Below are 10,487 nucleotides of genomic sequence, written 5' to 3'. Positions count from 1 at the left end.
CGCGCCGCCCGCGCCGCCGGCTACGGGGCCGGTAGCCGCGGCGCTCCCGCCCGCCGGAGTGCCCCGGCCCATCGAAGTCCTGTTCACAACATCCCGCCCAGAATCCCGCCCGGAGCATCCAGGAGTCACGACGCCCGCCGTCGTCACGGGGCCAACCGTCACAGTACCGGGACGTTGGCGGCGACTCGGTCACAGCGGAAAGTGATCCCGGAAAAACCACGGGCGAACCGCCGCGGGCCACCGGAGCGGACACCGTCAAAGCGGATACGGCAAGCGGGCACGGCCGAACGGATACCGTCGGGCGGATGCCCAGCAGATCCAACAGATATCGTGGACGGGTGGCCGCGCGGAAACCGGTGTTCCGCGCCCGTTCCCGCATATGTAATTCCACATATGTGATCCCGCGCATGTGCTCCCCCGCTCCGGGCATGGCCCGCGGACGGGAAAGCCCCCCGCGGGAAGGGCAGGCCCATGGCGGGAAGGGAGAGCGGCCTGAACGCGCATCCGGTGGTCCCGGTGGTCCCGGTGGTCCCGGCGGACGCGGCTGACCTGCACACCCATTCGACGGCGTCGGACGGCCTGCTGCCGCCCGCCGACGTCGTCCGCCTCGCGGCCGCGTCGGGCCTGGCCGCCATCGCACTCACCGATCATGACACCACCGCGGGCCTGGCCGAGGCCGCGGCCGCGCTGCCCGTCGGCCTCACCCTGCTGCCGGGAGCGGAGATCTCCTGCCGGGTGCGGGCCGGCCGCGGCCGCTGGGTGAGCCTGCACCTGCTCGCCTACCTGTTCGACCCGGCCGAGCCGGCGTTCGCCGCGGTCCGTGCCCGGCTGCGCGACGAACGGGTCAGCCGTGCCCGGCGCATGGTGGAGAAGCTGGCCGCCGACGGCCATCCGGTGTCCTGGGAGCGGGTCCGCGCCCTGGCCGACGGCGTGGTCGGACGCCCGCACGTGGCCGAGGCCCTTGTCGAGGCCGGCCTGGTGGACGCCGTCCAGGACGCCTTCACCCCCGCCTGGATCGGCCCCAGCGGCCGCTACTGGGTGGACAAGGACGAACCGGATGTGGCCGAGGCGATCCGTCTCGTCCGCGAGGCCGGCGGGGTCAGTGTGCTGGCGCACGCGTTCGCCGGCAGGCGGGGCCCGACCATCGGCCCGGACGTGATCGCGCGGCTGGCCCGCGACGGCCTCGGCGGCCTGGAGGTGGACCATCCCGACCACACCCCGGACGCCCGCGCCCGGCTACGCCGGCTGGCCGCGGACCTGGATCTGATCGCCACCGGCGCGAGCGACTTCCACGGGGCGAGCAAGCCCCAGCCGCTCGGCGCGGAGACGACCTCCCGGCGGGCGCTGGACGCGCTGGTCGCCGCGGCCCGCGGCGCCGAACCGTTGACCGGCCCGGCGGCACCAGCCCGCTGACCGGTCACCGGCCGGTCAACGGCCAGCCACGACCGTCCGCCCGCCAGCCAGACCCCGGCCAGACCCCGGCCGGGCGCCGGGCCGCCGGCCGGCTACACGCTCTGGCCGCAGCCACCGCCCGGTGGGTGCCGCGCGGGCGGGTAATGGTCGAGCCGGCCCAGCAGGTCGGCGAGTGTGTCCAGTTCGTCGGGGCTGAAGTGGCTGGTCACGTGTTTGGACACCCCGGCGAGATGGGTCCGGGACGCGACCCGCAGCCGTTGGCGGCCCTCCGGGGTGAGGGTGGCCAGCGTCCCCCGCGCGTCCGACGGACACGAGCGGCGCTCGACCAGGCCCTCACGTTCCAGCCGGTCGACCAGCCGGGTCAGTCCGCTGCGCGACAGCAGCACCGCCTCCGCGAGCTCGTTCATCCGCAACGCGCCTTCCGGCGCCTCGGAAAGCTGCACCAGCACGTCGTAGGAGGCCAGCGGCAAATGGTGCTCGGTTTCGAGGTCGCTTTCCAGCTTGCGGGTAACGTAGGAATGAGCTCGCAGGAACTGACGCCACGCGCGCATCGATCGCGGGTCGACCAGCGGTTCCTGTTCCACTGTTTGCTCGTCCACCGTCACGTGGATCAGAGTACGTCGGCACTATGGGCGCGGGCTCGGACTCGCCAGGGATGTCAGATGATCGACAATTTGACCGACCTCGACGGGTTGACAGCCGGCCCATCACCTCTCGACAGCCGCGCCCGGCCCGTGGACGGCCGTGGGCGGCCCGGTCACGCCAGGGCGCCGGTCGGCGCGCCGCCGAGCACCGCTCGCCCGGGGGCCGTGCCGTCCGCGCCGGAAGCGGCCGGGTTCGTACCTTGTCGGACGCGTCCAGGCTGGACCTACGGTTATGGTGGACGTGCAGGCGTGCCGGCAGGAGCCGCACGCACCATCACACAGACCGGTCGAGGTTCTCTTGTCTGCTTCCCGGCCTAGCGCGGACGCGATCCAGGCAGCTCTCGCAACGGTGCTCGACCCTGAGATCGGGCGTCCGATCACCGAACTGGACATGGTCGAGTCGGTACGTGTCACCGACGACAACACCGTGGACGTCGTGGTGTTGCTGACGGTCGCGGGCTGCCCGATGCGCGAGGAGATCGTCTCTCGGGTCGATCGGGCGGTCACCGCGGTGCCGGGCGTGCGAGGCACGCGGGTCCGCCTCGAGGTGATGACGGCCGAGCAGCGCGCCGCCCTGCACACGAAGCTGCGCGGAGGAACCGCCACCCGGGCGATCCCGTTCGCCCAGCCCGGCTCGCTGACCCGGGTGTACGGGGTGGCCAGCGGCAAGGGCGGCGTCGGCAAGTCGTCGGTGACGGTCAACCTGGCCGCGGCGATGGCCCGCTCCGGACTGTCGGTCGGCGTCCTCGATGCCGACATCTACGGGCACTCGATCCCCCGGATGCTGGGCGTGGACCGTCTGCCCACCCAGGTCGAAAAGATGATCATGCCGCCGCAGGCGCACGGCGTCAAGGTCATCTCCACCGGTATGTTCACCCGGGGAAACCAGCCTGTGACATGGCGTGGCCCCATGCTGCACCGCGCGCTGGAGCAGTTCCTCTCGGACGTGTTCTGGGGCGACCTCGACGTCCTGCTGCTCGACCTGCCCCCGGGCACCGGCGACATCGCGATCTCGTTGGCGCAGCTCGTGCCCTCCTCCGAGCTTCTTGTGGTCACCACTCCGCAGCTCGCCGCGACCGAGGTCGCGGAGCGGGCCGGCACAGTGGCGGTCCAGACCCGGCAGAACGTCGTCGGCGTGGTCGAGAACATGGCGTGGCTGCCCTGCCCGCACTGTGACGGGCGGGTGGACGTCTTCGGCTCCGGCGGCGGCATCGCCGTGGCCGAGCGCCTCAGCCGGGTCCTCGGGCACGCGGTGCCCCTGCTCGGGCAGGTGCCGATCGACGTCCGGCTGCGGGAAGGCGGAGACAACGGCGTCCCGCTGGCGATCTCCGATCCGGACTCCGAAGCGGGGAAGATCCTCCGGGGGGTGGCCGAACGCCTGTCGTCCCGCTCCCGTGGGCTGGCGGGCCGTTCCCTCGGCCTCACTCCGGCCCGGCAGCACTGACCGCGGCGGATCCCTCAGCCGGCTCCTGTCGGCGATCTTCCGAGTACGATCTCGGAGCAAGGCGGGAACGAGCAGGGCAGTGGCCTGCGGGAACACTGATAGGACGCGGCTGCCCCCCGAACAGCCTCCTGGACCGTCCGTCCAACGGCCTTCCGGGCGGGCCGGGAACTCAGGTCGCGTCGCCGTCGAACGGCGGCGCGACCGGCGGCTGGCCGGCCGCGGTACCGCCGCCAGCCGCGGGAGAGGCGCCACCGCCGGCTCCGGAGGACACCTCTGGGCCCGGCCGGCCCGAGCTGTCGGACGTGCTCTTCGTCAGGGAGGTGGCCTTCGCCAGGGAGGCGGAAGCCGCGGACCCGGGCGACGACGTGGTCAACGACGGCCCGGTCGAGGACGGCTTGGCCAGGGACGTTCCATCCGGCGACGCCTTGGCCAGCGACAGAGTGGGCTTCACCTGGATGGCGGCGTCCTCATAGGAACCGGAGTCGTAGGAAAGCCGCGGACGAGGCGGATCCACCGCCCCGGGCAGGGCGTCGGAGTCGTCGTCGAAGAGCATCTTGTCGAAGGACGTCCGCTTGGACAGGTAGGACGGCAGCACCGGATCGTCGTCCTCGAGCAGGTGCTTGCGGACGAAGGTCTTGGGGTGCAGGGTCCGCAGATCGAGGTCGGCGAACTCCGGGCCGAGCTCGGAGCGCAGCTCCTCGCGCATCCCGGTGGCGGCCTGGCGGATCTGACGCAGCATCCGGCCCGCGTCGCGGGCGACCTTGGGCAGCCGCTCCGGGCCGAACACGAAGAGGCCGATCACCAACAGGACAGCGATCTCGCCCCATCCAACGCCGTTGAACACAGTTTCACACTACCCTGCAATCGCGATCAACGAAACAGGCTTGCCGACATCCACCGGCCAGCCGTCGCCCGGGCCACGCCTGACCGGTCTCCAACTATGCGGACAACGCCCGGACAACCACCCATCGCAGTGTCGTCGTCACAATACTGTCATCGCAATGTCACCGCCATCATACGATCATTGTGTTTCTGGCATCACAACGTCGCCATCATCGCAACGGCTCCGGAACCGGAGCTCCGGGGCCGGCCCCGGAGCCCGAGCATCGACCGCGTTCCGCCCACCTACCCGTACCAGCCGTCAACCCCGTACCAAGCCGTCAACCAGCGGACACGGGCATCCGACACGGCCGGCCGTGGCCGCACGGTCAGCCGGACTGCTCCCGCAGGGTCACCTGAGCAGCCTGCGCCCGGCCGTCCCGCTCGAACGTCACAGTGATCCGTTCGCCGGCCCGGTGTGCCCGGGTCGCCGTGATCAGATCGTTGATGCTACCGACAGCGACGTCTCCGATCCTGGTGATGAGATCGCCGGGACGCAGCCCGGCCAGTGCCGCCGGCCCCCCGGCCTCGACGCCACGGACCAGGACACCGGCGGACGTCCCGGCCCCCGTGGGGGCGTTCGCCGCAACCGTGACCGCGGACACCCCGATGTGCGGATGGGTGGCCCGCCCAGTCTGGATGATCTCATCGGCCACCGACTTCGCGTAGTCGATCGGGATGGCGAAACCGACACCGATGTTCCCGGACATGCCATGCTCACCGTAACCACCGGGCACTGTCGCGATCGCCGTGTTGATGCCGATGACCTGGCCGCTCCCGTCCAGCAGCGGACCGCCCGAATTGCCCGGGTTGATGGCGGCGTCGGTCTGGATCGCGCCGATGAGCAGCGACTCCCCGCCGGATTCCACCGGCACGGTCGGGTCACGGTCCAGCGCGCTGACGATACCGGTGGTCACGGTCCCGGCCAGCCCCAGGGGCGCGCCGATGGCGACCAGGGGGGCGCCGACCACGAGCGACCCGGAACGCCCCAGCGTCGCCGCGGGCAGCGGGCCGTCCGCCCGGATCCGGATGACGGCGAGGTCGGTCCTGGGATCACGGCCGACGATCTCCGCTGGCATCGGCTGCAGGTCCTGGTAGCGGGTCACCGAGACGCGCGCCTTCGCACTGACGTTGGCCAGCACGTGGTTGTTGGTCAGGATGTAGCCGTCCGGCCTGATGATCACACCGGAGCCGGTCGCGGTCGCGGCCTGGGTGACCACACTGATCGTGACCACGGACGGCAGCACCCGCGCGGCGATGACGGAGACCGGGACGCTGCGTTCACCCGGGGCCGGCGTGCCGCCGCCTGCCGCGCCCTGCGACGCGGGCGCGGACGAGGCCGTCCAGCCGTGGTCGCCACCGGACGCGCCGTAGGCACCGATCATGCCACCGACCACCCCGCCGAGCAGCCCCGCGAGCAGCAGCGCCAGCACCGGGAGCGACGAAAGGCGGCGGAATCTCGCCGGCGCGGCCCGGCGCGGCCCACCCGTCCCGCCCGGATGGCGGGCGCCGGCCGGCTCAACGGCACCAGCGGCACCAGCGACACGGTCACCCGCCCGCACGCTGCCGTCGGCAGCACCGACAGCGGTCGGGCCGCCATCCATGGCGTCCTCGGTGGTCGTGATGTCGGCGGCCACCGGACCGGCGCTGACGCCCGTACGCGCGGCGGCACCCCACCACTGGGTACCGGCCGGCCGCCGCAGGCCGATCGGCAGCGCGGCACCGCCCGGCCATCCGGTACCGGTAACCGGGACCGGCCCCGGGGCCGGACGGGTCCACCACGGATCGGTTGGCGGGTCGGAGGGCCCGCGGACGGCGCCGTCGAGCCAGCTCATGTCATTTTTCGTACCCGAATGCGCTATTCCAGTGATATTTCCCGACTCCGACGGCTCCTGCTTCGCCCCGCCCGGCCCTAGGCCAGCGGGCGTGTCCGCCGTGGATCCCGCCTGTGGCGAGTACCCCGTGACAGGCCCGGAGCGCGAGGGAACGGCGACATTCTCGCTGCCACTGCTCATGACCGCTTCGCCTCCCGACCGCCGCTGGGGCCTGCCCTCCGGATCGTCGCCTGGCCTCGGATCCACCGAGCCGCTCCTCGCGACGCGTCGGAAAGCCCAGCGTAGTCACCGATATTCAGCAGACCGACTCCGGAACGTGTTCGGAGACGAGCTGAGTCGTCAACCGCCGTGACACCCGCAGGCGGATGACCATAGCGCACCGTTCACGCGCCTACCACCGTACGACTCGCGACACGGATCCCGGGCTGCCAGGGCAGCGGAGGTGACTTCCGTCATGTAGGTGACATCCGCCATACAGGCAGCGGTTTCCACCTACGATGCCTTCGGCTGTAGGCGGCTTCCGCCGTGTGCGGACGACAGTTCCCAGCTGCGGTCTGCCCGGTTCTCCACCCACGGCTTGCCCGGTTCGCCGACGTTCCGCCTACGGCTTGCCGGCGAGGGGACGCCGTACGCTGACCGGTACGGATACCACGCTGACCGTCGGTGCCAGACGGCTGACCCTGACCGCGGTGACACCGGTGGTGAAGCTCGGCTGTACCACCGGCACCACGGCCGGAAGGGTCGACGACGCGGGAAGCCCGCTGGGAGCGCGCGCCTCCCCGAACGCGGCTCCCGCGACGGCGAAAAGCAGCACGGCCGCCGAGCCCACCAGGGTGCGCCTGGCCCGGCTACGGCGATACGCCGCGCGTACACGCGGATCCGCCGGCCCGGGCCGCGGGCGCCGGCCACCCGTGGCCGGCGTGGTCACGCGTGGTGCCACCCGTGGGGACGGCCGGCCGGCCGCCGTCCATCCCTCCTTCGTCGACGCCTCTGACAGGGCCGCAGGCAAGATCACAGCGGCTGGGACGGCCGGCGTCCCGGCCGTGAACGCCCGCCTCCCGGTGGGCACATGCGCCTGCGGCGGCGACCACGTCGAGCCGGCCGCGTGGACGTCTCCCCAGCCATGGGGATGGCCGGACCGGAACCTCTCAGGGATGCCGGCGGGCGGCTGCGCGACCGGGTAGCCGACGGGAGCCGCTGGATCGGCCGGAAGCATGGGGCTGGCTGGAAACGCGGAGCCGGCTGGAAACGCGGGGCCGGCAAGCACCCGGTCGTTGTCCGTGGCGGAGGGAGTACCCGCGACGAACCGGGTGGGGATGGCGGCCGCGGCCATCCGCAGCAGCCTGTCCGCCACACAACCCGGCAGCACAGGGCCGCCGAGCGCCGCCAGCCGCGCCTTGAGGCGACGCAGTTCGGCTACTTCCCACTGGCAGGCGGGACAGCGGGCGAGATGCGCCAGGGCGCGGTCCCGGTCGTCATGGTCGAGCTGCCCGTCGACCAGCGGGGCGATCCGATCACCAAGATGGTGTTCGCTCACGCCTGCCGCTCCGGCGTGGACGTCGCACCGCCCACATGCGCCGTGGTCGGCGGTGCGCTCGCAGCCGCCGCCCGGCGAGGGATCCGGTGCGACCGGTGTGGCCGGTGCGCCCCGTCATCCGCCGGGGCCCGGCTGTCGGCCATGGGCGGGGACTGCGGCCCGGCCATGGCCGTCGGCGAGACGGCCGCGTTGCTGCCGGCCGGCTCGTCGGCCACGGCCAGCAGCGCCGCTTCCCCGGCTGTGGGCAGGTAGGCCGAGGAGCGCGGCGCCCGGTCGGCGAGCGCCTGCCGCAGCATCGCGCGTCCCCTGGAGATCCGGCTGCGGACCGTGCCGAGCTTCACCCCCAGGGTCTGCGCGATCTCCTCGTAGGAGAGCTGCTCGATGTCGCAGAGCACGACCGCGGCCCGGAAGTCCGGCGGGAGCGCGGCCAGTGCGCCTTCGATGTCGGCGTCGAAGTGCGACTCCGCGTAGACGGCCTCAGGGCTCGCCTCACGGCCCGCCAGCCGCTCGGGGTCGTCCGGCAGCGCGTCGAAACGGATCTTCTGCTGGCGTCGCATCCGGTCCAGGAAGAGGTTCGTGGTGATCCGGTGCAGCCAGCCCTCGAAGGTGCCGGGTGTGTAGTCCGCCAACGACCGGAACACGCGCACGAAGACGTCCTGGGTGAGGTCTTCGGCGTCGTGCGCGTTACCCGTAAGACGGTAGGCGAGACGGTACACCCTGTTACCGTGGTCCCGTACGACCTCTTCCCAGGTGGGTGGGACCCACGCGGCCGCGTCGCCACCGACCGTGCCAGCGGCATCGGCCGCGACAGACCCGGCGGCGTTCTCCTCCGAGGCCGGACGTGGCGGAGCCAGCCGGCCAGACGTGAACGTGGCCAGGCGCGCGTCCTGTCCGTTCACAGCCGCCTCTCGATCGGTTCGAGACGAACGTACCCGACGCGCCGGCCATGGCGCGGCAAAACCCGCAGCGGACACCGGCTGTTCTCCCCTCGATCCATCCCCGACACGAGGCGCGTTGCCAAGACGAACGCGCCATCAGCACCCGGCGTTCCCGTAGGCTGCCTATGTCATGCCCGACACAGTCACCGGGGCCGTCGATCCGACCGCCGCATACACGGAGGGCTTCCTGCTGGAAGACCCTCCCCTGCGGGCTGCCCGAGCCCGCGCCGAGGAGGTCGGTATCGTCCCGGTCACCCCGGGCACCGGTTCCATCCTGCGCTTCCTCGCCGCCTCTGTGGCAGCCCGCACAGCTGTCGAAATCGGGACAGGGACCGGCGTGTCCGGCACCTGGCTGCTGCGCGGGATGCGCCCGGACGGGACCCTGACCACCATCGACGTCGAAGCCGAGCATCTGCGGCTGGCCCGCCGCACGTACGCGGACGCCGGCATGGCACCCAACCGCAGCCGGCTGATCACCGGGCGCGCGCTCGACGTCCTGCCCAGGCTCACCGACGGCGCCTACGACCTGGTCTTCTGCGACGCGGACCAGCGCGAGGCCACCGACTACCTCAGCCAGGCCCTCCGCCTGCTGCGGGCGGGCGGCATCGTGGTCTTCACCGGCGCGCTCGCCGGCGGGCGGGTCGCCGATCCCGACGCCCGCGACGCCGAGGCCATCGCGGCCCGGGAGCTGGTCGCCGCCGTCCGCGACGACAGCCGGCTGACCCCCATGCTCCTGACCACGGGCTACGGCGGCCTCCTGGTCGCCGTGGTCGCCAGGTCCTCACCGGTCGGCTAGAGCGTCGGTCAAGTAGCGCGAGCCCCGTCCGTAACCACCCACGCAGGCCATGATCGGCGCGAGTTTGTTGTCGTGTGCGCTCTTTGGCCGTGTCAGCGTACACAGCGACAAACTCGCGCTGATCTTCTTCGGCGGCTGGCGTCCATCGACGTGTGCTGCTGTGCGCGAGGATACGTATGGTTACACGACCGGCGCTTTAGGCCGTTCGTTCGGCCAGGCTGTTTCTGCCGTTCGTTCCGCCGTTCGCGTCGTTCCGCCGTCCGCGCGGCCGGGCCTGCTCCGGATGGATGCTGGTTGACGCCGGCGGTGATCCAGACGGCATCCCGCATGATCGAACATCCGCTGGACATGACCTATGCCGTATCGGCATAACCTCGCCGGGCCGCCGACAGCACCGTAGGAGGGGTCAGGAGGCCAGCCAGGCCAGGAGGGTACGTACGCCCCAGCCCGTCCCGCCCTTGCTGATCTCGCCGTCGTCGGAGTCGGAGCGGGCGGTGCCGGCGATGTCCAGATGTGCCCAGGGCAGGCCACCGGTGAACTCCCGCAGGAAGAGCGCGGCCGTGATCGACCCACCGGAGACGTTCAGCGCGCTACCGGTGTTCGCCAGGTCGGCCACGGTGGACTCCAGCGCCGGCCGGTAGTCCTCGACCAGCGGGAGGCGCCACACCCGTTCGCCCGCGTCCGCCGCCGCGGACGAGAGCTGCTCGGCCAGGACCTCGTCGGAGGCGAACAGGCCGGCCGTCCTGCGGCCCAGCGCGATCGTGACCGCGCCGGTGAGGGTCGCCAGGTCGACGATCGCGTCCGGTGCCAGGGTGGCGGCGTAGGCGAGCCCGTCCGCGAGCACCAGGCGCCCCTCGGCGTCGGTGTTGAGCACCTCGACGGTGGTGCCGCCCCAGCAGGAGATGACGTCCCCGGGCCGCAGCGCGCCCCCGCCGATCATGTTCTCGGCGAGGCAGAGCAGCGCGGTGACGCGCCCGGGAGCCCGCAGGGCCGGCAGCGTC

9 protein-coding genes are annotated in these 10,487 nt (G+C 72.1%); 3 read left to right on the top strand and 6 right to left on the bottom strand.

All coding sequences use genetic code 11. The features are described 5' to 3' along the window. The first annotated feature begins 471 nt into the window (after positions 1-471). Positions 472-1,413 (top strand): PHP domain-containing protein, encoded by a 942-nt coding sequence (locus NBX02_RS04085; protein WP_250290046.1) that lies wholly within the window; start codon positions 472-474, stop codon positions 1,411-1,413. 92 nt (positions 1,414-1,505) lie between these two features. Here NBX02_RS04085 and NBX02_RS04080 read toward each other — a convergent pair whose 3' ends face one another. Beyond that, a complete protein-coding gene (locus tag NBX02_RS04080) occupies positions 1,506-1,964 on the bottom strand; it encodes a MarR family transcriptional regulator (RefSeq protein ID WP_250285990.1) in 459 nt (152 codons plus the stop codon). Positions 1,965-2,355: 391 nt separating this feature from the next. On the opposite strand from NBX02_RS04080, the gene NBX02_RS04075 reads away from it, so the two are divergent. Next, positions 2,356-3,501, top strand: a complete 1,146-nt coding sequence (locus NBX02_RS04075; protein WP_250285989.1) for a P-loop NTPase — start codon at positions 2,356-2,358, stop codon at positions 3,499-3,501. Positions 3,502-3,670: 169 nt separating this feature from the next. Here the strand turns inward: NBX02_RS04075 and tatB are convergent, their stop codons facing one another. The 4 genes from tatB to sigE all read right to left on the bottom strand — a co-directional run bounded on the left by tatB (position 3,671) and on the right by sigE (position 8,651). Then, positions 3,671-4,345 carry a Sec-independent protein translocase protein TatB gene (tatB, locus tag NBX02_RS04070; protein WP_250290044.1) on the bottom strand — a complete coding sequence of 225 codons (675 nt, stop codon included), beginning with the start codon at positions 4,343-4,345 and terminating at the stop codon, positions 3,671-3,673. 364 nt (positions 4,346-4,709) lie between these two features. Next, complete coding sequence (locus tag NBX02_RS04065; protein ID WP_250290042.1) at positions 4,710-6,215, bottom strand: trypsin-like peptidase domain-containing protein; 1,506 nt, start codon at positions 6,213-6,215, stop codon at positions 4,710-4,712. Between the two features lie 601 nt (positions 6,216-6,816). Then, positions 6,817-7,752 carry a zf-HC2 domain-containing protein gene (locus tag NBX02_RS04060; protein WP_250285986.1) on the bottom strand — a complete coding sequence of 312 codons (936 nt, stop codon included), beginning with the start codon at positions 7,750-7,752 and terminating at the stop codon, positions 6,817-6,819. Next, complete coding sequence (gene sigE, locus NBX02_RS04055) at positions 7,749-8,651, bottom strand: RNA polymerase sigma factor SigE (RefSeq protein WP_250285984.1); 903 nt, start codon at positions 8,649-8,651, stop codon at positions 7,749-7,751. The genes NBX02_RS04060 and sigE overlap by 4 nt, the downstream gene beginning before the upstream one ends. A gap of 169 nt (positions 8,652-8,820) precedes the next feature. Between sigE and NBX02_RS04050 the strand changes: the two genes are divergently transcribed. Then, on the top strand, positions 8,821-9,486 hold the full coding sequence (locus tag NBX02_RS04050) for an O-methyltransferase (RefSeq protein ID WP_250285983.1): 666 nt from the start codon (positions 8,821-8,823) through the stop codon (positions 9,484-9,486). 406 nt (positions 9,487-9,892) lie between these two features. Here NBX02_RS04050 and NBX02_RS04045 read toward each other — a convergent pair. Next, on the bottom strand, positions 9,893-10,487 hold a 595-nt coding region (locus NBX02_RS04045; RefSeq protein WP_250290040.1), incomplete at its 5' end, for a M17 family metallopeptidase.

Origin of the sequence: Protofrankia sp. CiP1_Cm_nod1 (genome assembly GCF_920888515.1) — a bacterium.
GTDB lineage: Bacteria > Actinomycetota > Actinomycetes > Frankiales > Frankiaceae > Protofrankia.
This window is presented reverse-complemented; position numbering and strand designations above follow the sequence as displayed.

Excerpts from the sequence above, each read along its gene's own strand:
- NBX02_RS04085 (WP_250290046.1), top strand. The coding sequence starts at position 472 with ATGGCGGGAAGGGAGAGCGGCCTGAACGCGCATCCGGTGGTCCCGGTG.
- NBX02_RS04080 (WP_250285990.1), bottom strand. The coding sequence starts at position 1,964 with ATGCGCGCGTGGCGTCAGTTCCTGCGAGCTCATTCCTACGTTACCCGC.
- NBX02_RS04065 (WP_250290042.1), bottom strand. The coding sequence starts at position 6,215 with ATGAGCTGGCTCGACGGCGCCGTCCGCGGGCCCTCCGACCCGCCAACC.
- NBX02_RS04050 (WP_250285983.1), top strand. The coding sequence starts at position 8,821 with ATGCCCGACACAGTCACCGGGGCCGTCGATCCGACCGCCGCATACACG.